A 22,159-nucleotide genomic window follows, 5' to 3' on the forward strand; every position below is an offset into this window, starting at 1 on the left:
GTTAATGATCATTAACAACGACAGATGTTAATAGACATTAACAGAGGTCGTCTAGACTGCCGTCCATGCCCGGGCCCGTACCCTCCACCAAGCGCCGCATCCTCGACGCGGCGGCGGAACTATTCGCCCGCCACGGATACCACGGAGTGTCCATCGGCGAACTGGGCCGGGCCGTGGGACTCACCGGGCCCGCCCTCTACCGGCACTTCCGCGGCAAAGAGTCGGTACTCGCGGAAATGCTGCTGGACATCAGCGAACGGCTGGCCGCCGAAGGCGCCCGGCGGGCCGCCGGCGAACCCGCCGCCGCGCTCGACGCGCTCCTGCACTGGCACATCGCCTTCGCCCTCGACCACCCGGCGCTGATCACCGTGCACGAACGCGAACTCGACAACGTGCCCGAACCCCAGCGGCACGCCGTACGCCGGGCCCAGCGGGCCTACGTGGAGCAATGGGTCGAGGTACTGATCGCGCTACGCCCCGAACTCGACAAGCCCACAGCCCGCGCCGCCGTGCACGCCGCCTTCGGCCTGCTCAACTCCACCCCGCACAGCGCGGGATCCCTCGACCGCGAGACCATGGCCCGCCTGCTGCACGGCATGGCCCGCACAGCCCTCGTGTTTCCCGCTCCGCCGCAGGGGGCTGTGTTTCCCGCTCCGCCGTATCGTCTCTAGTTCAGGGCAGGAGGGACTTCAGGAGGGTGCGGGTGCGTTTGGCCTCGTCGCCGCGGCCGTACTCGCTGGCCACGAAGTCGGTGACGCCTGCCTCGGCGAGGTCCCTGATCTGGGCTGTGACGGTGTCTTCGTCGCCGACGATCGCGACGGCTCCGGGGCCTTCGGCGCCCTCGCGGTCGAGCATGGCGCGGTAGGACGGGAGGGTGTTGTAGATGGCGAAGGCCTGGTCCGCGGTGGCCCGGGCGGCCTCCGGGTCGTCGGTCACGCAGATCGGGAGGGAGCACACCACCCGGGGGGCGGGACGCCCGGCCTCGCGGGCCGCCGCGTTGATCGACGGGGCGATGTGGTCGCGGACGGTGGCGGGGCCGGTCATCCAGAGCACCGTGCCGTCGGCGCGCTCGCCGGCCAGCCGCAGCATCCGGGGCGCCATCGCGGCCAGCAGTACCGGCACCCGGCCCTCGCGCGGCACCGTCAGCCCGAGGTGGGCGCTCAGGGTCTCGCCGGTGAAGTCGGCGGGACGGCCCTCCAGCAGCGGCAGCAGCACCGACAGGTACTCGTCCATGTGCCGGGCCGGCCGGTCGAAGTCGTAGCCGTACATGCCCTCGATCACGACCTTGTGGGACAGGCCGATGCCGAGCGTGAGCCGCCCGTTCAGGGCGAGCGCGACGGTCAGGGCCTGCTGGGCGAGCGCGGCGGGGTGCCGGGGGTAGGTCGGCACCACCGCGGTGCCCAACTCGATGCCGGGCACGGTGCTCCCCGCCACGGCCAGCGCGGTGAGCGCGTCCAGCGAGAAGATGTTGGACGTCCAGGCGGAGGGGAAGCCTTCGTCGGCGGCCCGCTGGATCTGGTCGCGGAACCGGCCCAGGGCGTCGGGACGGTCCGGCGGGTTGAGGGATACTCCGATGCGCATGCCCCGAGATTAGCCTGCGCGCCGAACGGCGTTCAGTGCAGCGTGGCCCGGTAGGACTCCTGGTAGCAGGAGGTCAGCCGGTCCACCGTGCTCGGCGGGCCGAGATGTTCCTTCATGATCCGGGCCGGCGAGGGCGGCGCCTCCACCGGGCTCAGGACAGGGGTTCGCGCTCGGGCAGCGGGTCGGCCGGGGTGAGGCGGGCGTGCAGCCGGTCGACCTCCTCGGCGAGGCCGGCCAGCGTGGCCTGGAGGTCGCGCCACAGGCTCGCCCGCTGCTCGGTGCGGCCGACCCGCTCGCGCAGGTCGGTCAGGCGCTGCTCGGCGGCGCACAGCCGGGTCTCGCGCCGGTCCGCGTCCCGGTCGCCCCGCATCAGGCCGGTGGCCAGGCGGGCGAGGTCGCGCTCGGTCTCGTCCATCCGCTCGTCGATGCCGGGCAGCAACTGCTCGTTGAGCTGATCGACGAGCGCGTCGAGCCGGTGCCGGACGTCGGTCAGACCCGCCGCCTGCCCGGCGAGGACGTCCTCCAGCCGCTGGAGGCGTTCCATCAGCTCCGCCGTCCGATCGGGACCCCGGGTGAGCGTCACGAGGGCGTCCAGCCCGGTGTTCGCGCAGCGCTCCAACTCGGTGACGGCCCGACGGGCGAGGCCCAGGAACACGACCATGGCACTCCTCGGAGATGATCGGATCGGGTGGCGCACAACGGTCAGGTGAATTAAAGGTTAATGACAGTTGAACGCCGGAAGTATCCAGATCATTCCCGCTGCGGCGCCCCCTGCCACTGTTGTGACGGTATCGGGTTGGACAACCTTGGTGGGGTGAATAGTTCCCGAAAGATGCAGATGCACAACCCGTGACGGGTGATGAGCCGTGCGCGAGCCGGTGTGTAGTCGTGCGGATCCCGGGCCGGCCGGACGCGCCGGCAGGTCAGGCACAACATGATCGGTTTCTCCTCCCGTGGAGGCGCGGCCGATCGCGTCCCGGGCACCCCCCTCCCGGTGCCCGGAACGCGGCCGGATCCCTGGAGATCCCCCTCCCGCGCCTTTCCCGCGGCACCTTAGGAGGCCGCACGTTGCATGCACGTTGCACCGGACAGGACACCGGTCTCCAACCGCTTCTCCGGAATCGCTTGCACGGCGCTCCGCGTGCGTTGATGCTCGGATCGGATGAGTCATCGGACGGCGACCCTGAGTAGCGACGAAGTGGAGGCGGAATGGAGCAGAAGGCGCCGGTGATGCACGTGTGCCGGCGACCGGCGGACCTGGTCAGGCAGCTGAGCGACGCGAACGCGGCGGTCCTGGCGGGGCAGCCGGTCGACGCCCGGATACGTCCGCCGATCTCCCGGTCGTGGCGGCGCTCGCTGGACGCCGGGATCGACCCCAGGATCACCTCGGCGCCGCTGGTCCACGACCCCGGCACGCTGCGGCAGTTACGCGCCGAGCATCCGCTCGGCCGGCACCTGCTCGTGCTGCGCGGGATGCTGCGCTCGGCGACCGACCAGACCGCGCACCAGATGGTCATCGCCGACGGCGAGGGGCACCTGCTGTGGAGCGAGGGCCCGCCCGGCCTGCGCCGCGCGGTCGACTCCATCGGCCTCACCGCGGGCGCCTGCTGGTCGGAGCGGTCGGTCGGCACCAACGGCATCGGTACCGCGCTGGCCGAGGGAAGCCCCCAGTACGTCTACTCCGCCGAGCACCTCGTCCCCATGCTGCACCGGGTGGCCTGCGCCGGAGCCCCGATCGCCGACCCCGACACCGGCCGGGTGATCGGCTGCATCGATGTCAGCGCCCGCGCGAAGGCCCTGCATCCGGCGATGGTCTCGCTGGTCACCGCGGTGGCCCGGCTGGCGGAGTCCCGGCTCGCGCTGGAGATGTACGCCGCCGACGAGCGGCTCCGCGTCCAGTACCTGAGCCGGTTGGGCGGGCCGGGCGCGCTGGTCACCGTGACCGGCCGGGTGCTGGCGGCCGAACCGGCCGGATGGTGCACCGGCCGGATCCCGCTGCTGGTCGATGAGGGCCCGGCGACGCTGCCGGACGGGCGCCTGGTCATGGTGGAGACGGTGGGCGAGGCCCGCCTGCTGCGCGCGCTCACCCCCGGCGAGTCCCGCCCGGCGCTGTGGCTGTCGCTGCTGGGGGGCGAGCAACCCCAGGTCCGGGTGGGCGAGCGCACGGTACCGCTGTCGCTGCGGCACGCCGAGATCCTGGCGTTGCTGATCTTGCATCCCCGGGGGCTGACCGCGGAGCGGCTCTCGGCGTACGTGTACGGCGACGAGGGCAACCCGGGGACGATCCGGGCTGAGATCCACCGGTTGCGGGCCCAACTCGGCGGCATCATCTCCGCCAAGCCGTACCGGCTCGACGTCGAGGCCGACGCCGACTTCCAGGCCGTGCGCCGGAGGCTGGCGGCCGGCGACGTGACCGGTGCGGTCCGCCTGTACGGGGGCGAGTTGCTGCCGCGCTCGGAGTCCCCGGAACTGTGCGCCGAACGGGCCGAACTCGCCGTCCGGCTTCGCCGCCAAGTGCTCGACGGGGGAGGCGTCGAGTCGCTGTGGGACTACGCCCAGGACGGCGCCTGCCAGGACGACCTGGAGGTGTTCCAGCGGCTGGCGGCCGTGCTGCCGCCCGGCGATCCGCGCCAGATCTCCGTGCAACTACGGGTGCGCCGGCTGACCCGCGACGGATGAGCGCGGACCGTCAGTCCTCCTCCGCCATGATCAGCGGATCGGGCAGGTGGCTCGGGTCGTTGTACTCCACCGGTGCCAGCCGGCCGCCGCGGCGCCGCCAGCGGCTGATCGAGCAGTTCACGATGGGCGTCTTCTCGATCTCCATGATCTCCTGCTCGGTGCGGTTCTCGACGATGTAGCGGGTCAGCACCACCACCGCGTCGTGCGCCACCACCAGCACCCGGCCGCCGGGGTGGTCGAGATCGAGGTCGCGGTAGGCGCTGCGCAACCGCAGTGCCATGTCCGCCCAGGACTCGCCGCCGGGCGGCCGGTGGTAGAACTTGCCGAGCCGGGCCAGCCGGGCGGCCTCCGCGGGGAAGCGGGCCCGCACGCCCGCCGGGGTCAGCCGGTCGAGCACCCCCAGTTCCCGGTCCCGCAGCCGCTCGTCGATCTGGAGGACGGGGGTGTCCGGCAGTTCGGCCAGCGCGATGCGGGCCGTTTCCAGCGCCCGGGTGTAGGGGGAGGCCAGCACCGCGGTCGGCCGCTCGTCCGGAGGCAGCCCGGCCAGCCGGCGGCCCAGCGCCGCGGCCTGCTTCTGACCCGCCGGTGAGAGCGGCACGTCCGCGTCGCGTTCGGGGACGTCGATCTCCTCCAGCCCGTCGTGGGCGGCCGCGTACGCGACGTTGGCCGTGCTCTCGCCGTGCCGGGTCAGGATCAGCCACTCCAGACTTCTCACGCCCGTCATGCTGCCATGGCGCCCACCGGACATGGGCCGGAAGTTCGTATAGGTGCTGACATAGGCGGAAACGGTCTAGCGGAACCGGACAACCTCTGTACTACGGCCCGTAGTAGTCTCGGGGCCCTATGACCGACGTCCTGACAATCGCGATCATCGTGGTCTCGCTCGGCGCGGCGCTGTACAGCCTGGTGACGACGTTCCGCGACCGGCCCATGGGCTGGCCGGACATCGCCGCGATCGCCGTGGTCGAGGTACTGCTGATCGTGCAGGCCGTGATCGCCGGTATCAAGATCGCCGGTGGGGAGGGGCCGCAGGACTCCGTCACCTTCGTCGGCTACCTGGTCGGCATCCTGCTGATCCCGACGGTCGGGGTGGGCTGGGGGCTGCTGGAGCGCTCCCGCTGGGGCCCGGCCGTGCTGGTGGTGGCGGCGCTGTCGGTGGCCGTGATGACGGAGCGGATGCGCCAGATCTGGACCGGCACCGGTGGCTGAGGCGACCGGCCGGGGCCCCGGCCGGCTGCTGGTGGCGGTATACGCGATCTTCGCGGTGGCCGCGGGTGCCCGGGCCGGAGTGCAGATCGCGACCCGGTTCGACGACGCCCCGGTCGCCTACACGCTGTCGGCCTTCGCCGCGGTGGTGTACGTGCTGGCCACGGTCGCGCTGGCGCTGGGCGGCCGGACCTCCCGGCGGGTGGCGCTGACCGCGTGCTCCGTCGAACTCGCCGGGGTGCTCGGGATCGGCGCCTACAGCCTGGCCGACCCCGCCTCCTTCCCCGACGCCACCGTCTGGTCGGAGTTCGGGCGCGGTTACGGGTTCGTCCCGCTGGTGCTGCCCGTCCTCGGCCTGCTCTGGCTGCGCCGGACCCGGTGACCCTCAGTCCTCGTCGACCATCATCCGGCCGCCGATCGGCAGTACCTGGATGGCGGCGCGCATGATGTATTCGACCTGCTTGGGGGTGTGCTCGGTGAAGGGGTGGCGGTCGGGCCAGCGCACCAGTTGCAGGGGACGCAGGATGGCGATGCCGTCGGCGTTCAGCGGCCCTCTGCGGATCCTGCCGCCGTGCACCGCGAGCAGCGGCCGGACCAGGACGTCGGTGCCGATCCGCTCCGACAGCAGGTAGCCGATCGCGTCCGCCGAGGCGTTGAGCCCCTTGACCATCTTCGACGGGGTCTTCCCGTCGATGAAGAGGTGGCCGCCGTGCTCGGCGAGTTCGGCGTCGGGGTGCCAGGCCTGGTTGTCGATGAGCCAGACGCCGGTCGGACCGATCAGCAGCTGGTCCACCTGCCCGTGCCCGGGGACCATCCGGGAGTGCAGCACCCGGTAACCGCGCCGTTCCAGGGTGAGCCGGAGCAGCCGCGCTATCCGCTCCTCGCCGCGCAGACCCCGCCGCCAGACGCTCGCCCGGGAGTACCCCCACCAGTCCCGGCCGGTGTCGACGGCCGCCACCACGACGGCCAGGATCACTCCGAACAGCGGGGAGACCCCCACGGCCCCGATGACCAGCGCGAGCCCGCTCATGATGCCGCGGTTGCGCAGCCGGTTCCTGCGGTCGCGTGACCGCAGTTCCTCGTAGATGGCCTGGGGGGAGCCGCCGGTGAAGGCGGCCCTGTCGCGCAGGTAGATCGAACGGCCGATCATTCCCCGAACCTCCTTGGCCCTCTGGTCGTCGCCGCCATTATCTGGATACCTCGGAGACGTCCCGACGACCATGGCCGGTAACTGAACTAAGTCAGCTTGGGTAGGCGGGAGAAAGAGATTGCGCACAGCGTGCCTGGGGAAGGATTATCTTTCGCTGAATTCCCGGTATTGAGGTAATAGTTTCTCGTGTTTCGCGGATCGCAAAAAATGCAAGAGGTGCGACCGCATCCGGCCGGGTGGGGTGTCTCACACCCCACCCGGCCGGATCACCGTCCGTCGTGGTAGAGGTACCCGCTGTACCGGATCCCCTTGACGCTGAGCTCGACGGGTTTGAAGCCGGACGGGTCCAGCGCGCAGAAGCCCGACTGGACGACCTCCTCGTACAGGGCCGCGGAGATGGCGAAGACGAGCGGGTCGGCCGTCCGCTCGCCGAGCAGCGCGCGCAACTGGTCGGCGTCGAGCAGCCGGGTGATCTCGACCGGCGCCTCTCCGGCGGGCCCGAACGGGCCCTCGATGAGGGTGCCGTGATGCATGGCGAGCCGAACGCGCAGGGGCCGCCCCTCCGTGCGCAGCCGGTTGTATTCGTTCAGCTCCTCGGTCAGCCGGCGGGGGAACTCGCCGACGATCTTCGGGATGTCCGCCCCGGGCGGGAGGATCGCGAGCTCGCCGTCGCCACCGACCTGCTTGTCCCACAGGTCGCGGTCGAGCCCGAGGTCGTTGGCGGCACGGGACAGGGCGGCGGAGAGCTCGCGCTGCGCGACGAGCTGCTCCTTGGCGTTCCGGGCGCTGTAACCCTGGATGTCCACGGCCAGCAGCAGTCGGTAGACGAGTTGTGCGTCGGTCACGACGGTGCCTCCGGCTTCGAGCGAACGCCGGGGGGTGTATCGGACCGCGTAGGGGGTTTGGCGGGTCATGGACTGGCCTCCTCGGCGACGCGGGCAGGGCGCCCGCCTTCGCTCACCACCGGGTCGAAGTTGCCGGGAAGGTTCGTCTGGTTCGTCCACGCGGGGGGTGATCTCCTTTCGTAGGATGCGGATTGGACGGCCTGACCAGCCGGTACCGTTCCGTAGGGGGTGTAGGTAAGGAACTGCTAGCGAACAAGTCAGGTGCGCACTGGATCGCGGACCCGTTGAACCTGCCCGGCCGCCCCCGCGTACTCCCTGGCAGCGTGGCCCCTGACCCCCCGACCCCGCCGGAGAAGCCCGCATGGCACTTCCCGCATCCCGCGACCGGACGGCCGGCGCACCGTGGAGCTGGTTCCGCGGCGTCCGGCCAGGTGCCGTCGTGGACGACCAGGTCATCGTGACCGAGCTCTACCGCGTCTACGGAAGGCCGTTGCTGTCGATCGTGCTGCGACTCACCGGCGGCGACCGGCACTGGGCCGAGGACGTGGTCCAGGAGACGATGATCCGGGCCTGGCGCAGCGCGGACCGGCTCGATGCCGACGCCGCCTCGCTGCTTCCCTGGCTGGCGACCGTGGCCCGCCGTGTCGTGATCGACGACCAGCGGCGCAAGAACGCCCGGCCGCGGGAGACGGGCGAGGCCCCGCTGGAGAACCTGAGCGCCCCCGACGGGCTGGAAGACCTGCTGCGGTCGGTGGTCATGTCCGAGGCGCTGGGCTCCCTGTCACCCGCGCATCGCGAGATCCTCGCCGAGACCTACTTCCGGGACCGCTCGGTCAACGAGGCGGCCCAGACGCTCGGCATTCCCGTCGGCACCGTGAAGTCGCGGGTCTACTACGCGCTCCGGGCGCTGCGCGTCGCGCTGGAGGAACGGGGGATGACGCTGTGAGCCCGCAGATCGAGCACACCGACGTCGGCGCGTACGCGCTCGGCCTGCTGGAGGAGCCCGACCGGCGTGCCTTCGAGGTGCATCTGGCTGGGTGCCGCTCCTGCGCCGCCGAGCTCGCCGCGCTGTCCGGGGTGGCCACCGGCCTCGCCGGCCTGACGCCTCCCGCCACCGAGCCGGCCGCCCCGGCGAGCCCGGCGCCCGCTCCCGCCGCCGACCCGATCGGGCTCGACGGTGCGCAGGTGGCCGACCTGGTCCGCCGCCGGGCGGCCGTGGAACGCCGTCGCCGGCGGGCCCGGGTCCTGCTGGGCGCGGCCGCCGGAATCGCGCTGCTGGCCGGTGGAGCCGCCACCGGCGCCGCGGTCGCCGGGCGGGACGACCCCGCCCCGACCCCGGCGGTGACGGTGGCGGCGCCCGACGGCGCCCAGGCGCTGCTGGCGGGCGGCCGGCGGCTGACCGCCACCGACTCCGGGACGGGCACCGCGGGAGTGGTGGCGGTGGAGCCCAAGCTCTGGGGCACCCGGGTGGCGCTGCGGCTCGGCGGCGTCCGGGGGCCGCTGCGATGTGAGCTCGTCGCGGTGGCCCGGACGGGCGAGCGGCACGTCGTCACCGGCTGGTCGGTACCGCCCCGCGGGTACGGGGTGCCCGGCGCGCCCGATCCGCTGGTGGTCCAGGGCGGCACCGCCCTCCAGCCCGGCGGCATCGACCGCTTCGAGGTGCGCACCCTCGACGGCCGCACCCTCCTGTCCGTCCCCAACACCGCCTGAGCCGAGGGAGTGAGCGGAGTGGGCCGTGAGGGACGAGCGGTCCGCGGAGCGAGCGAGTGAGGTGAGGGCGGCAACTGGCACCGCCTGAGCCGAGGGACCGCCTGAGCCGAGGGAATGAGCTGGCGGCGGGCTGTGGGAGCCTGAAGAGGTGAGTCCCAAGAGCCGCGGCCGGACCCGGCCGCATCCTGCACGCCGTCTTCCCGCCGGTGTTCCCAGCCAGGGCGGCGGGCTCGCCCTGCCGGCGCTGGCCGAGGTGTATGCGGCATATGTGCGGGCGGCCGACGAACTACCGGGGCTGCCCGGTGCGCTCCAGGCCGAGCTGTGGGTCTCCGCCCAGCTCGGCGCGCTGGAGTCCGCCGCCCCGCATGCCGAGGGTTTCCGGGTGGCGCTGGCCGACCTGGCGGGCCGGCTCGACGCGGCCGGCTCGCCCGGCGCCCGGCTCTTCCTGCGGGTGCTGGCCGCGATCGGCCCGCGCCCGCTGCGCCCGCTGGCGGGCCGGCTCGCCGGGGAGGGGACGGAACCGGGCTGGGCCGGGGAGCTCGGGCAGGTCACTGCGGGGCCGGCCTGGCTCATCCAGGAGGGCCCGCTCGACGGCGACCGGCTGATCTGCGAGTACCGGTATCCGGGCGGGACCGGCCAGCACGCCCTGGCGGTCCGGCTCTCCGCTGAACTCCCCACGGAGATCGTCGTGGTCGGTGACGTTCCCGGCATGTTCGCCGACGTCCGCCGGGCGGTCCAGGCGGAGCTGTGCGTGATCATGCCATGGGATCCCACCGCGGCCGCCGCCCGCCTGCGCGCGTCCCTCGACGCCCCCGGCGGTCTGCCCGCCGACTGTTACCCGGCCCTGACCCTGGCCCGGCACCGCGTCGAACCCCGTTGAGGCTCGCGCGGCCCGTCCGGACGTGGGTGCAGGGCGAGGGCACCCCGCAGTTCCCTCGCCCTGCACGTTCCGGTTCCCCCGGTCGGATCAGTCGTCGGGCCCGTAGATCTCCCACAGCTCACCGAGGAAGAAGCGGCCGAACCGGGCCAGCGCACGGGCACCGCCGGGGCCGCTGGTACGGAAGGTGGTGAGCTGCCGGGCGAAGTCGCCGAGCTCGATCCGCAGCATCCCGGCGCCGACGACGGCGCCTTCGTCACCCTCGGTGAGGTGACCCTCCAGCAGCCGGAAGTACAGCGTGGAGGTGTCGGGCCAGATCCGGGTCGGCGGGCCGTGCAGCACGTTCTTTTCCCCGCACAGGGTGAGCCGCCGCCCCGAGCCGTCGGTGAAGTGCAGCCGGTACTTCATCAGCCGCCGGTCCGGCGCACCGGCCGGTGCGAAGAGGTTGAACACGCCGTGCTCGACGCCCCGCCGCCCACCGCAGCCCGGGGACTCGACCCAGCCCTCGGCCCGGGCGGTGTGCCCGGGCTCCGCCAGGAACAGGTCGATGTCGTCGGCGGTGATGGTCAGCCGGAACTCCAGCGGCAGCCGGCGCTCGGCGACGGCCCCGGCCCGGGGGTCGCCCAGCCCTTCGGTGTAGTGCCCGGTCATCTCCTCGGTGAACGACAACGACGTGCGGCCCGCGGGCTCCGGCGGGCCCCCAGGCCCTTCCGCCGGCCGCACGCCGTTGCCGTCCACCACCCCGCTGGTCGAGCCGTTTCCCGGGTCGCGGGAGGTCGGCCCGGCCCCCGTTACGGAGTTCTTCCGAGAGTCGAGCAGGTGCGTGCACATCCGGTCGGCCAGCGCCGCGATGGTGAGCGACGGGTTGGCGCCCACCGGCCCCGGCATGGCGGCGCCGTCGGCGATGTAGAGCCCGGGGAACCCGAAGACCTCGCCGTGGGAGTCGCACACGCCCTCGCCCGGATGCCGTCCCATCGGAACCCCGCCCAGCGGGTGCACGGTGACGATCCGCTTGCGGAACCAGATGGGGTTGTCGGCGTAACCGGCGCCGAGCACGTCCGCCATGCGCTGCATGGTCTTGCGCAGCCGCTCGAAGTGCTCCTCGCTGGTCTCGGTGCTCCAGATCGTGTCCAGCCGGCCGTCCTTCAGCCGAAGCAGGCCGTCCGGGGTGTCCCGGCCCATGCCGAGCAGGGGCAGGGAGCTGACCGACAGCGCACCGGAGCCGACCAGCTCCGACAGTTCGTGCGACAGGTTGGTGTCGGGCGCGTCCTGGAAGAAGTCGACGAAGCGCTCCCAGAGGAACCGCACCGCCCGGGAGACCTGGCCGGGAACGTCGGCACCCTCGACCATCCAGGCCACCAGGTCGGGGTAGCCGCCGTCCTGGATGTAGGCGCCCCGGCCGCCTGGCCCGCCGTCCAACTCGTCCGGCAGCCGGATCGCGCTGGTGATGACCGGCCCGTGCCCGGCGTCCAGCGGCCGAACCCGGTTGCGGTCCTTGGCGTTGGTCAGGAAGGTCAGCAGGTCGCCGTTGCCGCAGAACCGGGTGCCCAGCGCGGCGCTCAGGCCAGGGAAGGCGGCCCGCGAGCGCAGCAGCAGGTACGCCGTGCCGTAGGTGCCCGCGGCCAGGACCAGCCGGTCGCAGCCGATGGTGTGCACCGGCAGGTCGCGCCGGCGGCGCGGCTCGTGCGGGCGGCCGATGTCGTGGACGACGTAGTCCACCAGGTAACCGCCGCCCGGGCGGGGCCGGACGGCCCGCACCTCGTGCCCGGTGCGCAGGTCGGCGCCGTGGTGCCGGGCGGCCGACAGGTAGGTGTGGTCGAGGCTGTTCTTGGCGCCGTCGTTGCAGCCGATGTCGCACTCGCCGCACAGCCGGCAGGTCCGGCGCGGGGCGTCATGCAGGTTGCCGTAGGACGGCTCGACGATCGGCAGGCCCAGCCCCGGCTCCGCACCGGGGGAGGGGGCGAAGCTCACCGCCAGCGGCGGCAACGACCAGTCCAAGCCCAGTTCCGCCGCGGCGTCCTGCATTGCGTGGGTCTTGGGGGTGTCGGCGTAGGCGGGCCGGCCGAGCGGGTACGGCGTGGGGGCCAGCATCCGCTCCACCGCGTCGTAGTGCGGGTCGAGGTCGGCGCGCGTCACCGGCCAGGGCTGATAACCGGTCTTGCCGTCGGTGCCGGGCCGCTCGTCGACGAACCACCGCTCGTCCTTGCGCAGTAGCACGTTGGCGTAGATCAGGGATCCGCCGCCCAGGCCGCTGGACACCACCGAGTCGCAGCCCTTGAAACGCCAGACGTCGAACATGCCGTACAGGCCCTCGTGCGGGTCCCAGAACGCCCGGCTCATCTCCGCCGGGGACCGGGGGAAGTCGCCCGGTGCGTACGCCTGGCCGCGCTCCAGCACGGCGACCGACAGGCCCGCCTCGGCCAGCCGGTACGCCGCTACGGAGCCGCCGAAGCCCGAGCCGACGACGACGGCGTCGACCTGCTCGCCGCCCATCTCAGGCCGCCTTTCGCTTGAGGAAGTCGATGATCGTGGGGAAGACATCGGCGTGGGCGTTCTTTCCCAGGAAGGGGTCCATGTGCCCGTAGCCGGGCAGGATCTGCAGTTCGTGCAGACCGGGCATCCGCTCCGAAAGCCACCGGTGGCAGATGACGTTGGAGTCGGCGAAGGCCTTGTTGCGGTCGCCGGTCAGCAGCAGCAACGGTGTCTGAACCTCGGTGGCGCCGGCCAGGTAGTCGTCCGGCAGGTCCGCGTGCCGCGGCTCCTTCCGGTTGTACTTCACCGCCCGGCCGGCCTCCACCATCTTGTGGACGTGCCGGTAGTAGTGCACGCCGACGCCCCCGCAGATGTCGGCGATGCGCTGGTGAGTGGCGTCGTCCAGGTTCCCGTGCTCGTACAGGGCCGGCCGGCCCGCCCCCCACATGAAGCTGAGCATGTGGCAGGCCCGTACGTCGCACTCGCGATGGAACAGCGACATGAAGCGCGAAAGCGCCCAGCCACGGGTCAGCACCGGGGCGTCGCCGAACCTCGGGTCGAGGAAGGAGAAGCCCAGCACGTACTCGGCCATCGCCGGCCCGTACGCGAGCTTGTACTTGGCCCACAGCGGCACCCGGGGGGTGAGCGCCACGCTGTTGCACACCATGCTGGCGACGTCGTCGACGAGCCCGGCGCACAGGCTCATCATGTACGTCACCGATCCCAGGCAGTGCGCGACGACGTGCACCCGGCGGTCACCCACGTGCTTGCGCAGTTCGGCCATCGCGGCCGGATGGTCGAAGAGCGCGCAGTCGTCGAGGGTGAACCGGTGGGTCTCCAGGTCGTAGGGGAACCGGTTGCTCATCCGGAAGTCCAGCGCCCACACGTCGGTGAAGCCCTCGTCCAGCAGGCAGGTCACCAGGTTGCGGTGCTCCGGCATGATGAACATGTCGCTGGCCATGGTCAGACCGTGCAGGAGCAGGACGATGTCGTCGCAGTCGGCACGGCGGAACCGGGTCAGGCTCAGGCCGAGCCCGTCCTCCGTCGAAAAGGGGTGCGTGGAGACTTCTGCGTCGTCCGGTACGCCCGCCCAGGTGAACCGCGGGATGCGGTGTTCCATCTGATCTGTCCTTCCGGGGTTCGCCCGGCGTGCGTGCCGGACGTGCCGAGGTCAACGATGTCGCGCGGCCACTGAACCGCGCATCGTGGTAAACCCGTACATCCGCGAGCGGGTACGCGTTACGGGGTGTCGGGGCGGCCCAGCGCGGTGACGACACCGACCCGCGAGCCGACGCCGAGCTTGGCGAAGATGTGGGAGAGGTGGGTCTCGACGGTGCGGATGCTGAGGAACAGCTTCTCGGCGACCTGCTGGTTGGTGTAGCCCTCGGCGACGAGCTGGGCGACCTGGAACTCGCGCTTGGACAGGCCGTGCGGCCCGGTGCCGCGGCCGGCGGCCCCGCCGACGCGGACGCCGAGGCGCCGGCGTTCGCGCTGGGCCTGGGCGTGCAGGGCGTCGGCGCCGCAGGCGGCGAAGGTTTCGGCGGCGGCGCCCAGCTCGGCGCGGGCGCGGGCGCGGTCGCCGGCGGCGGCCAGCGCGGTGCCGGCGCGCAGGCGGGCACGGCCGGCGTCGACGCGCTGCCCGGCGCGGGTGAACGCGGCGGCGGCGGCCAGGGCGTGCTCGGCCGCGGCGGCCGGGTCCTTGCTCTGGACGGCGTGCGCGCGGGCCAGCCGGGCCGACCCGGTGTCGGTGTCCAGCATCGCGTGGGCGAGTTCCGCGGCCCGGTCGGCGTGCGCCAGGGCCTGCTTCGGCTCGGCCGTGGCCAGCAGCTCGCAGGCCGACAGCACCGAGCCCGGGTCCAGCAGGGGGGAGTCGAAGTCGTTGCAGGCGGTGTAGAGCGCCCGCGTGCCCTCGTCGGCGCGGCCCGCGTTGACCAGCGCGACCCCGTGCGCGTACCGGGCCTGGTTGCCCCACCACTCGGTGCTGTGGCCGCCGAGACGGACGGCCTCCTCGGCGTAGGCCAGCGCGTCGGCGTCCTCACCGGACCAGCTCGCCACCAGGGCCCGCTGCGCCAGCGCGATCACCAGGGCCTGCCCGGAGTTGAGCATCCGGGCGACCTCCATGGCCTCCTCGGCGGCGATCGCGGCCTCGGCCAGTCGGCCCTGCAGGCCGTAGCCGCGGGCCTGGCCGGAGAGCATGGTGGTGACGATGTAGCTCTGCCCGGTGGTGCGGGCCACGCTCAGGGCCCGGTCCAGCCGGCGCAGCGCGGCGGGGTAGCGGCCCATGAACAGCTCGGCCCAGCACAGCCAGGTCACCGCGTCCATCCACTCGGCCAGGTGCGCGTCGGGGGCGGCGGCCAGCAGCGCGTCGGCCGCCTCCACGTGGGCGAGCGCGGCGGCGACGGCGCCCGCGGCGTAGGCGGGCATCGGCCGCAGCGCGGCGATGGCCAGCGGGAGGCTGGAGGGGTCCCAGCCGTCGCCTTCGCGGTCCCACTCGGGCACGGCGCCGGGGACCAGGTCCAGCACCGCCTGGGCGGCGCGGTAGTCGACCCGCATCAGGCTGTCGGCCACCAGCCGCAGCCGCAGCATCACCGCCGGGGCGGACCGGGGGTCGGGCATCTGCCGCAGCTCGGCCAGCAGCAGCGCGCGGCCCTTCTGCGGGCGGTCGAGCAGCCGTTCCATCATCGCGGAGAGCCGGGCGGCGCGGGCCCGGCGGTCGAGGTCGGCGAGGGGCAGCCGCGACAGCACGTCGCGGGCCGTCTGCACCCCTTCTTCGAGCTGGCCGCCGAGCGCCTGGGCCTGGGCCAGCTTCAGCAGCAGCTCCACCCGCTCGGGGACGTCGTCGGGCATCAGCTTCAGCGCGGCCTTCAGCCACCGGGCGGCGGTGGTGGGGGCGCGGGGGGCCAGGGCGCCGGCGGCCTCGACCAGGGTGAGGATCGCGCCGGCGTCGCCGAAGCGGGCCGAACCCTCCACGTGCCGGGCCCGCACGGTGGCGGGCACCCCCAGCTCCGCCAGGTGCGCGGCGACCCGGGCGTGCACGCCCACCCGCCAGCCGGCGGCGGCCGACTCGTAGGCGGCGTGCCGCACCAGCGGGTGCCGGAACCGGAACCGCCCGCCGGCCGGGCGCACCACGTCGCGGGCCACCAGCTCGTCGAGGGCGGCCAGCGCCGCGTCCTCGGTCACCTCGGCGGCCACCGCGGCCAGCGCGGGCTCGAACTCGTCGGCGGTCACGGCCGCGGCCTGCGCGACCTTCAGCGCGGCCGGCGGCAGCCCGCTCAGCTCCACCTGCAGCGCCGCGCGCACCGGGCCGGGCAGCTCGCCCTCGCCGGTCATCCCGTCGGGGCTGCCGGGGCCGTCCATCCGGGCCAGCGCCTCCAGGTAGAAGGGGTTCCCGCCGCTGGCCTCGAACAGCGCCCGCACCCGTGCCCGGGACACCTTCGGGCCCAGCAGCTCGGCCGCCTCGGCCTCGGTCAGCGGCCGGACCGGGACCTGCACGCCCACCGGGCCGGCCGCCTCCACCAGCGTGGCCAGCCGGGGCGAGGCCTGCGCCGGGCGGTAGGACACCGCCAGCAGCACCCCGGCCCGCGGCGGGTGCCGCACCAGATGGTCGATCAGCTCCACCGAGGTGTCGTCGGCCCAGTGCAGGTCGTCCAGGATCACCACCAGCCCGGACGGCCCCGCCAGCTCCTCCAGCAGCTGCCGTACGGTACGGAACAGCCGGTACCGGGCCAGGCTGGTGGAGTCGGCCACCGAGTCGGGTGCGGGATCGGCCGGTGCCGACAGCGCCGGGAACACCGAGCCCAGCAACCGCGTCGCCCCCGGCCCCAGATCCGGTGCGGACTCCTCCAGGTGGTCGTCGATCGCGTCGATCACCACGCCGAACGGCATGTCCTGCTCGAACTCGGCCGCCCGCCCGGCCAGCGCCGGCAGCTTGCGCCCGCTCGCCGCCGCCGACAGCTCGATCAGCAGCCGGGTCTTGCCCGCGCCGGGCTCACCGACCAGCGCCAGGAACCGGAACCCGCCGTCGCCGACGGTGTCCAGGGCCTGCTCGAAGGTGTCCAGGGCGTCCCGCCGCCCGACCAGCGGAGCAGGGCCGGGCGGAAGGTCCTCGGTTCGCCGGTCAGTACGACTCACCACCACACCCCACAGCGACTCGCGGCCGGGATTGCCGCAGAACCGATCCGTCATGACCGCTCGATGGGAGCCCCATGAGAATCGCGCGCCTGCCACTTTACAGATGCGGCAGGTGACGCGAAGCAGGCCCGGAAGGTTCGGTGCCGTTCAGTCGAGCCCGACCCGGGCCGCGGCCTCGGCCCACCGCGCCTCGTTGCTGGTGGGGTCACCGGACGGTTCGTACCGGCGCAGCGGCTGGGTGCGCGCCACCAGCGCCCGCATCTCGGCGCGGTCCTTGACCACGCCGAACGCCCGCGCCTGCACGAGCACGTTGCCCAGGGCGGTCGCCTCCACCGGCCCCGCGACCACCGGCAGCCCGCAGGCGTCGGCCGTCAGCCGGCACAGCAGCGCGTTGCGGGAGCCGCCGCCGACGAGGTGGACGACGTCGATCTGGCGGCCCGACAGCCGCGCGGCGGTGCGCAGCGCGGCGCGGTGCCCCAGCGCGAGGCTGTCGAGGATGCACCGCACGGTCGCGGCCCGGTCCGCGGGCTCGGGCTGGCCGGTGCGCCGGCAGTACGCGGCGATCCGGGCCGGCATGTCGCCCGGCGGCAGGAACTCCGGCGCGTCCGGGTCGACCACCGACCGGAACGCGGGCGCGGCCTCGGCCGCCGCCAGCAGTTCGGGCAGGTCGGGGGAGCCCCAGGCGCGCATCGACTCCTGGAGCAGCCACAGGCCCATGACGTTGCGCAGGTAGCGGATGGTGCCGTCGATCCCGGCCTCGTTGGTGAAGTTCGCGGCCCGGCCCTCCTCGTCCAGGACGGGCGCCGGCAGTTCCACCCCGACCAGTGACCAGGTGCCGCTGGAGATGTAGCCGAACCGCTCGCCCTCGGCGGGGACGGCGGCCACCGCGGAGGCAGTGTCGTGCGAGGCCACCGCGGTGACGGGCAGTCCCGCGGGCAGCCCGGTCTCGGCGGCGACCTCGGGCAGCAGCCCGCCGATCGGGTCGCCCGGGGAGCGCAGCGGGGCGAACAGCCGCTCCGGCAGGCCCAGCCGGTCCAGCAGCGGGCGGGACCAGTCGCGGGTCCGCACGTCGAGCAGCCCGGTGGTGGAGGCGTTGGTCAGCTCGGCGCCGGCCTCGCCGGTCAGCCAGTACGCCAGCAGGTCGGGGATCAGCAGCAGGGTCTGCGCCCGGTGCAGGTCGTTCTCGGCGGCGACGAGCTGGTAGATCGTGTTGAAGGGCAGGAACTGCAGGCCCGACACCTGGTAGAGCCGGGCGTGGTCCACCTGGGCGTGGACCCGTTCGGGCACCCCCGCGGTCCGGGTGTCGCGGTAGTGCACCGGGTTGCCCAGCAGCGCCCCGGCGTGGTCGAGCAGCCCGTAGTCGACCGCCCAGGAGTCGATGCCGATCGAGTCGAGGTCACCGGCGGCCCGCAGCCCGTCCAGCACGCCGCCGTACAGCCCCAGGACGTCCCAGTGCAGCGTTCCGGTCACCCGCACCGGCCGGTTGGGGAACCGGCGCACCTCGGTCAGCTCCAGGGTCTCGGCGGTCACCCGGCCGGTCATCACCCGGCCGCTGGACGCACCGAGGTCCACCGCGGCGAACGTGTTCATGAGTAGATCAGTACCTCCAGGGTGCGGGGGCCGTGGACGCCCTCGACCCGGGACAGCTCGATGTCGCTGGTGGCCGAGGGGCCGGAGATGAACGTCAGCGGGCGCCGCGGGTCGAGGCGGTCGAGGGCGTCGGGGACGTCGGCGGCGATCTGGTCGGCGCCGACGACGATCAGGTGGTGGTCGGGCACCAGGCTGAGCGCGCGGGCGCCCTGGCCGGGCCCGTGGTCGAGGACGATCGTGCCGGTCTCGGCGACGGCGACCGCGCAACCGGTGACCGCGCCGGCCAGCGCGTCCAGCCGGGCGGCCGGGGGGTCGGTGACCAGCGTCGCGGAGTCGGTCGCGGTGAGCCATTCGCCGGGCAGCCCGGCCGGCACCCCGTGCACGCCCGGCCGGCCGGCCAGCACCTCGGCCACCGCGGCGGGCAGTTCGGCCCGGGAGACCCGCCGGACGTTCGCCCGGTAGTCGGCGGCGCGCTCGGCGAACAAGTCGACCAGGTCGCCGCCCTCGTGGTGCCGGCGCAGGTAGGGGCGCTCGATCGCGGCGTACGCGGCGGCCACCTCGCCGGCCGGGCGGCGCGGCACGATCGCGTCCACCCGCGCCAGGATCTCGTCCCGGGCCCCGGGAACATGACGGCTCATTGGTCGCGGCCTCCGTTCGTCCGGGACCACCAGGAGCGGAAGGACTCCGGGGGCGGGGCCGGGGCGTCGCGGGTGTCGGTCCAGGCGTGCAGCGGGCCGGGCAGCCGGCGGATCCGGCCGCGCCGGGCCACGATCCGGCGGCTCAGCGACGCCGCCCGCTGGGCGAGGGCCAGCCGGCGCGGCGAGCGCAGCGTCCAGCCCGCCGCCGCCATGGCGGAGTTCACCAGCGGGTGCCGGGGGCCGTCCTCCACCGCCTTGGCCCGCAGGTGCACCAGCACCTCGGGGATGTCGATCGCGACCGGGCAGACCTCGTAGCAGGCCCCGCAGAGGGTGGAGGCGTACGGCAGCGAGGCGTCGACCTCGGAGCCGACCCCGCGGATCTGCGGCGACAGGATCGCGCCGATCGGCCCCGGGTAGGGCGAGCCGTAGGCGTGGCCGCCGGCCCGCGTGTACACCGGGCACACGTTCAGGCAGGCCGAGCAGCGGATGCAGCGCAGCGCCTGGCGGCCGACCTCGTCGGCGAGCGTCGCCGTCCGGCCGTTGTCCAGCAGCACCAGGTGGAAGTCGCGGGGGCCGTCGCCGGGCGTGATCCCGGTCCATGCGGAGGTGTAGGGGTTCATCCGCTCGGCGGTGGAGGAGCGGGGCAGCAGCTGGAGGAAGACCTCCAGGTCGCGCCAGGTCGGGACCAGCTTCTCGACCCCCATCACCGAGATCAGCGTCTCGGGCAGGGTCAGGCACATCCGGCCGTTGCCCTCGGATTCCAGCACCACCAGGGTGCCGGTCTCGGCGACGGCGAAGTTGACCCCGGAGACCGCGACCTTCGCGGTCAGGAACTTCTCCCGCAGGTGGACGCGGGCGGCCTCGGCCAGCTCGGCGGGGGAGTCGGTCAGGTCGGCCGGGGCGTCGGGCATCTCCCGGCGGAAGAGGTCGCGGATCTCGGTGCGGTTGCGGTGGATCGCCGGGACGAGGATGTGCGAGGGACGGTCGTCCCCGAGCTGCACGATCAGCTCGGCCAGGTCGGTCTCGTGCGCGGTGATCCCGACCTCGGCCAGGGCCTCGTTCAGCCCGATCTCCTGGGTGGCCATCGACTTGACCTTGACGACCTCGGTCTCGCCGGTGGCCCGGACCAGGTCGGCGACGATCTGGTTGGCCTCGGCGGCGTCGCGCGCCCAGTGCACGGTGCCGCCGGCCGCGGTGACCCGCTCCTCCAGCTCGCGCAGGTAGTGGCCGAGGTGTTCGAGCGTGTGGTCCTTGATCTGGCGGCCGGCCTCGCGCAGCTGCGCCCAGTCGTCCAGTTCCGCCACCGCGGCGGCCCGCCGGTCGCGGATCGTCGAGGTGGCGTGCGCCAGGTTCCCGCGCAGCCGGGCGTCGGCCACCGCGGTGCGCGCGGCGGACGGGAAGGCGGGCATGCCGAGGTAGGTGGGCATGTTCGCCGCGGCGGGTTCATGCATCGGTGTCCTCCTCGGTGGCGGCGAGGATCTCGGCCAGGTGGAGGGTGCGGGGCCCGGCGCCGGTGCGGGTGAGCGTCCCGCCGATGTGCATCAGGCAGGAGTTGTCGGCCGCGCAGAGCACCTCGGCGCCGGTGGCCCGCGCGGCCGTCACCTTGTCGGCGGCCATGGCGGCGGAGACCGCGGAGTTCTTCAGTGCGAACGTGCCGCCGAAGCCGCAGCATTCGGCGGCGTCGGGCAGCTCGACCAGGTCCAGGCCGCGCACGGCGCGCAGCAGCCGCAGCGGCCGGTCGCCCACGCCCAGCAGCCGCAGCGAGTGGCAGGTGGGGTGGTAGGTGACCCGGTGCGGGAAGTACGCCCCGACGTCGGTGACGCCCAGCACGTCCACCAGGAACTCCGACAGCTCGTACACCCGGGGCGCGACCCGGGTGGCGGCCGCGGTGAGCGCGGGGTCGCCGGTGCCCGCGGCGATCCCGGGGTGCTGGTCGCGGACCATGGCCGCGCACGACGCGGACGGGGTGACCACCGCGTCGTAGCCGTCGAAGGCGGCGGTGAAACCGCGGACCAGGGGGACGCACTGCTTGCGGTAGCCGGTGTTGAAGTGCATCTGGCCGCAGCACGTCTGCCCGGCGGGGAAGTCGACTTCGCAGCCCAGCCGGGTCAGCAGCCGGACCATCGCCCGCCCGGTCTCGGGGTAGAGGGTGTCGTTCACGCAGGTGATGAACAGCGCGACCTTCATCGGGTGGACTCCCGGACGACCAGTTCCGGCTGGAACATGACTTGCTGGTGGGCGTGGCCGGCGGGGTCGTCGCACTCGTCGAGCAGCAGTTCGGTGGCGATCCGGCCGAGCTGGTAGGTCGGCTGGCGCACCGAGCTGAGCGGCACGGCCGCGGCGGCGGAGAACTCGATGTCGTCGTACCCGATCAGGACGACGTCGGACGGTACCTTGACGCCCGCCTGCAACAGGACCCGCAGCACGCCCAGGGCCAGCAGGTCGTTGGCGCAGAAGATCGCGTCCGGCAGCGGGCCGTCCAGCAGCCGCGCGGCGGCCTCCTGCCCGGCCCGGGCGTTCATGGCGGAGACGGGGACGTCGCGCAGCGCCGCGGGGTCGATCCCGGCCGCGCGCAGCGCCCGCAGCGCCCCGCGCCGCCGGTCGGTGCACTGCCGCAGCGATGGGGGGCCGGTGACGTAGGCGATGCTCCGGGCCCCCTGGCCCAGCAGGTGGCCGACCGCGAGCTCGCCGCCCGCCACGTCGTCGACCGCGACCGAGCACTGGTTGGCCTGCGGTGTGGGGTGGTCGAGCAGCACCACCGCGACGCCGCGCTCGCGCAGCCGGCCGATGTGCTCGCCGTCGTCGGCGGCCGGGGTGATCAGCACCCCGCGGACGCGCTGCTCGGCCAGCACGAGCAGGTTGCGCTGCTCGCGCTCGCCCGAGCCGCCCGAGCTGGACAGCAGCACCGCGTAGCCGCGCTCGCTGACGACGTCCTCGACCCCGCGCGCCACGTCGGTGAAGAACGGGTTGGCCAGGTCGAGCACCATCAGCCCGACGGTGCGCCCCTGGCCGGCCCGCAGGGTGGAGGCCGAGCCGTTGCGGACGAAGCCCAGCTCGCGGATGGCCTCCTCGACCCGGGCCCGGGTGGCGGCGGCCACCCGCTCGGGCCGGTTGAGCACGTTCGACACGGTGCCGGGGGAGACCCCGGCGTACCGGGCGACCTCCTTGATGCCCACCGAGCCGGGGCGCGGACGAGGCACGCCGGTGCGCGTCTCGTCGCTCGATGTGGTCATCCCTGCTCCTGGACTGTGGTCGGCGGTGCCGAGGCTCCTCATGTGTG

20 protein-coding genes are annotated in these 22,159 nt (G+C 73.5%); 7 read left to right on the forward strand and 13 right to left on the reverse strand.

What is annotated here, in order from left to right; genetic code table 11:
- Nucleotides 1–65 precede the first annotated feature (65 nt).
- On the forward strand, nt 66–671 hold the full coding sequence (locus DPM19_RS00230) for an SACE_7040 family transcriptional regulator (protein WP_111862704.1): 606 nt from the start codon (nt 66–68) through the stop codon (nt 669–671).
- Nucleotide 672: 1 nt separating this feature from the next.
- On the opposite strand, the gene DPM19_RS00235 is transcribed toward DPM19_RS00230, so the two are convergent.
- Both DPM19_RS00235 and DPM19_RS00240 read right to left on the reverse strand, forming a co-directional pair.
- Nucleotides 673–1,581: an LLM class F420-dependent oxidoreductase gene (locus DPM19_RS00235; RefSeq protein ID WP_111862705.1), complete on the reverse strand. Its 909-nt coding sequence runs from the start codon at nt 1,579–1,581 to the stop codon at nt 673–675.
- 151 nt (nt 1,582–1,732) lie between these two features.
- On the reverse strand, nt 1,733–2,242 hold the full coding sequence (locus tag DPM19_RS00240; protein ID WP_111862706.1) for a hypothetical protein: 510 nt from the start codon (nt 2,240–2,242) through the stop codon (nt 1,733–1,735).
- A 548-nt stretch (nt 2,243–2,790) separates the two neighbouring features.
- Here DPM19_RS00240 and DPM19_RS00250 point away from each other — a divergent pair.
- Nucleotides 2,791–4,260 carry a GAF domain-containing protein gene (locus DPM19_RS00250; RefSeq protein WP_111862708.1) on the forward strand — a complete coding sequence of 490 codons (1,470 nt, stop codon included), beginning with the start codon at nt 2,791–2,793 and terminating at the stop codon, nt 4,258–4,260.
- Between the two features lie 10 nt (nt 4,261–4,270).
- Here DPM19_RS00250 and DPM19_RS00255 read toward each other — a convergent pair whose 3' ends face one another.
- A complete protein-coding gene (locus DPM19_RS00255) occupies nt 4,271–4,984 on the reverse strand; it encodes a histidine phosphatase family protein (RefSeq protein ID WP_111862709.1) in 714 nt (237 codons plus the stop codon).
- 119 nt (nt 4,985–5,103) lie between these two features.
- Between DPM19_RS00255 and DPM19_RS00260 the strand changes: the two genes are divergently transcribed.
- Both DPM19_RS00260 and DPM19_RS00265 read left to right on the forward strand, forming a co-directional pair.
- Nucleotides 5,104–5,469: a hypothetical protein gene (locus tag DPM19_RS00260; protein WP_111862710.1), complete on the forward strand. Its 366-nt coding sequence runs from the start codon at nt 5,104–5,106 to the stop codon at nt 5,467–5,469.
- On the forward strand, nt 5,462–5,848 hold the full coding sequence (locus DPM19_RS00265; protein WP_111862711.1) for a hypothetical protein: 387 nt from the start codon (nt 5,462–5,464) through the stop codon (nt 5,846–5,848). The genes DPM19_RS00260 and DPM19_RS00265 overlap by 8 nt, the downstream gene beginning before the upstream one ends.
- 3 nt (nt 5,849–5,851) lie before the next feature.
- Here DPM19_RS00265 and DPM19_RS00270 read toward each other — a convergent pair whose 3' ends face one another.
- Both DPM19_RS00270 and DPM19_RS00275 read right to left on the reverse strand, forming a co-directional pair.
- Nucleotides 5,852–6,616, reverse strand: coding sequence for a nuclease-related domain-containing protein (locus DPM19_RS00270; RefSeq protein WP_111862712.1), 765 nt, complete (start codon nt 6,614–6,616; stop codon nt 5,852–5,854).
- A 266-nt stretch (nt 6,617–6,882) separates the two neighbouring features.
- Nucleotides 6,883–7,530, reverse strand: coding sequence for a hypothetical protein (locus DPM19_RS00275; RefSeq protein ID WP_111862713.1), 648 nt, complete (start codon nt 7,528–7,530; stop codon nt 6,883–6,885).
- Nucleotides 7,531–7,822: 292 nt separating this feature from the next.
- Here DPM19_RS00275 and DPM19_RS00280 point away from each other — a divergent pair, with 292 nt between their 5' ends.
- The 3 genes from DPM19_RS00280 to DPM19_RS34700 all read left to right on the forward strand — a co-directional run bounded on the left by DPM19_RS00280 (nt 7,823) and on the right by DPM19_RS34700 (nt 10,051).
- Entirely contained in the window at nt 7,823–8,407 is a 585-nt protein-coding gene (locus DPM19_RS00280; protein WP_111862714.1) for a sigma-70 family RNA polymerase sigma factor, read from the forward strand.
- Nucleotides 8,404–9,171, forward strand: a complete 768-nt coding sequence (locus DPM19_RS36005) for an anti-sigma factor family protein (protein ID WP_111862715.1) — start codon at nt 8,404–8,406, stop codon at nt 9,169–9,171. Before DPM19_RS00280 ends, DPM19_RS36005 begins: the two co-directional genes overlap by 4 nt.
- Before the next feature lie 148 nt (nt 9,172–9,319).
- Entirely contained in the window at nt 9,320–10,051 is a 732-nt protein-coding gene (locus DPM19_RS34700) for a hypothetical protein (RefSeq protein ID WP_146778698.1), read from the forward strand.
- Nucleotides 10,052–10,138: 87 nt separating this feature from the next.
- Here DPM19_RS34700 and DPM19_RS00295 read toward each other — a convergent pair whose 3' ends face one another.
- From DPM19_RS00295 to DPM19_RS00330, 8 genes are all read right to left on the reverse strand, one after another.
- Nucleotides 10,139–12,541 (reverse strand): GMC oxidoreductase, encoded by a 2,403-nt coding sequence (locus DPM19_RS00295; RefSeq protein WP_111862717.1) that lies wholly within the window; start codon nt 12,539–12,541, stop codon nt 10,139–10,141.
- A gap of 1 nt (nt 12,542) precedes the next feature.
- Complete coding sequence (locus DPM19_RS00300) at nt 12,543–13,640, reverse strand: alpha/beta fold hydrolase (protein WP_111862718.1); 1,098 nt, start codon at nt 13,638–13,640, stop codon at nt 12,543–12,545.
- Between the two features lie 119 nt (nt 13,641–13,759).
- The gene (locus tag DPM19_RS36690) at nt 13,760–16,705 is read right to left on the reverse strand and encodes a helix-turn-helix transcriptional regulator (protein ID WP_111862719.1); all 2,946 of its coding nucleotides are present in this window, start codon (nt 16,703–16,705) and stop codon (nt 13,760–13,762) included.
- Nucleotides 16,706–16,798: 93 nt separating this feature from the next.
- Nucleotides 16,799–18,241 (reverse strand): rhamnulokinase, encoded by a 1,443-nt coding sequence (locus DPM19_RS00310; RefSeq protein ID WP_111862720.1) that lies wholly within the window; start codon nt 18,239–18,241, stop codon nt 16,799–16,801.
- Nucleotides 18,238–18,879: a LutC/YkgG family protein gene (locus DPM19_RS00315; RefSeq protein ID WP_111862721.1), complete on the reverse strand. Its 642-nt coding sequence runs from the start codon at nt 18,877–18,879 to the stop codon at nt 18,238–18,240. The genes DPM19_RS00310 and DPM19_RS00315 overlap by 4 nt, the downstream gene beginning before the upstream one ends.
- A complete protein-coding gene (locus DPM19_RS00320; RefSeq protein WP_233509727.1) occupies nt 18,876–20,330 on the reverse strand; it encodes a lactate utilization protein B in 1,455 nt (484 codons plus the stop codon). Before DPM19_RS00320 ends, DPM19_RS00315 begins: the two co-directional genes overlap by 4 nt.
- Nucleotides 20,323–21,066: a (Fe-S)-binding protein gene (locus DPM19_RS00325; protein ID WP_111862722.1), complete on the reverse strand. Its 744-nt coding sequence runs from the start codon at nt 21,064–21,066 to the stop codon at nt 20,323–20,325. Before DPM19_RS00325 ends, DPM19_RS00320 begins: the two co-directional genes overlap by 8 nt.
- A complete protein-coding gene (locus DPM19_RS00330; protein ID WP_111862723.1) occupies nt 21,063–22,112 on the reverse strand; it encodes a LacI family DNA-binding transcriptional regulator in 1,050 nt (349 codons plus the stop codon). Before DPM19_RS00330 ends, DPM19_RS00325 begins: the two co-directional genes overlap by 4 nt.
- Nucleotides 22,113–22,159: the final 47 nt, after the last annotated feature.

It is taken from the genome of Actinomadura craniellae, from assembly GCF_003289645.1.
In the GTDB taxonomy this organism is placed as follows: domain Bacteria; phylum Actinomycetota; class Actinomycetes; order Streptosporangiales; family Streptosporangiaceae; genus Actinomadura_D; species Actinomadura_D craniellae.

Coding starts and splice junctions, on each gene's coding strand:
- DPM19_RS00230 (WP_111862704.1), top strand. CDS start 66: ATGCCCGGGCCCGTACCCTCCACCAAGCGCCGCATCCTCGACGCGGCG.
- DPM19_RS00330 (WP_111862723.1), bottom strand. CDS start 22,112: ATGACCACATCGAGCGACGAGACGCGCACCGGCGTGCCTCGTCCGCGC.
- DPM19_RS00325 (WP_111862722.1), bottom strand. CDS start 21,066: ATGAAGGTCGCGCTGTTCATCACCTGCGTGAACGACACCCTCTACCCC.
- DPM19_RS00255 (WP_111862709.1), bottom strand. CDS start 4,984: ATGACGGGCGTGAGAAGTCTGGAGTGGCTGATCCTGACCCGGCACGGC.
- DPM19_RS00280 (WP_111862714.1), top strand. CDS start 7,823: ATGGCACTTCCCGCATCCCGCGACCGGACGGCCGGCGCACCGTGGAGC.
- DPM19_RS00235 (WP_111862705.1), bottom strand. CDS start 1,581: ATGCGCATCGGAGTATCCCTCAACCCGCCGGACCGTCCCGACGCCCTG.
- DPM19_RS00260 (WP_111862710.1), top strand. CDS start 5,104: ATGACCGACGTCCTGACAATCGCGATCATCGTGGTCTCGCTCGGCGCG.
- DPM19_RS00315 (WP_111862721.1), bottom strand. CDS start 18,879: ATGAGCCGTCATGTTCCCGGGGCCCGGGACGAGATCCTGGCGCGGGTG.
- DPM19_RS00295 (WP_111862717.1), bottom strand. CDS start 12,541: ATGGGCGGCGAGCAGGTCGACGCCGTCGTCGTCGGCTCGGGCTTCGGC.
- DPM19_RS00250 (WP_111862708.1), top strand. CDS start 2,791: ATGGAGCAGAAGGCGCCGGTGATGCACGTGTGCCGGCGACCGGCGGAC.
- DPM19_RS00270 (WP_111862712.1), bottom strand. CDS start 6,616: ATGATCGGCCGTTCGATCTACCTGCGCGACAGGGCCGCCTTCACCGGC.
- DPM19_RS36690 (WP_111862719.1), bottom strand. CDS start 16,705: ATGACGGATCGGTTCTGCGGCAATCCCGGCCGCGAGTCGCTGTGGGGT.
- DPM19_RS00310 (WP_111862720.1), bottom strand. CDS start 18,241: ATGAACACGTTCGCCGCGGTGGACCTCGGTGCGTCCAGCGGCCGGGTG.
- DPM19_RS00320 (WP_233509727.1), bottom strand. CDS start 20,330: ATGCATGAACCCGCCGCGGCGAACATGCCCACCTACCTCGGCATGCCC.
- DPM19_RS00240 (WP_111862706.1), bottom strand. CDS start 2,242: ATGGTCGTGTTCCTGGGCCTCGCCCGTCGGGCCGTCACCGAGTTGGAG.
- DPM19_RS00275 (WP_111862713.1), bottom strand. CDS start 7,530: ATGACCCGCCAAACCCCCTACGCGGTCCGATACACCCCCCGGCGTTCG.
- DPM19_RS00300 (WP_111862718.1), bottom strand. CDS start 13,640: ATGGAACACCGCATCCCGCGGTTCACCTGGGCGGGCGTACCGGACGAC.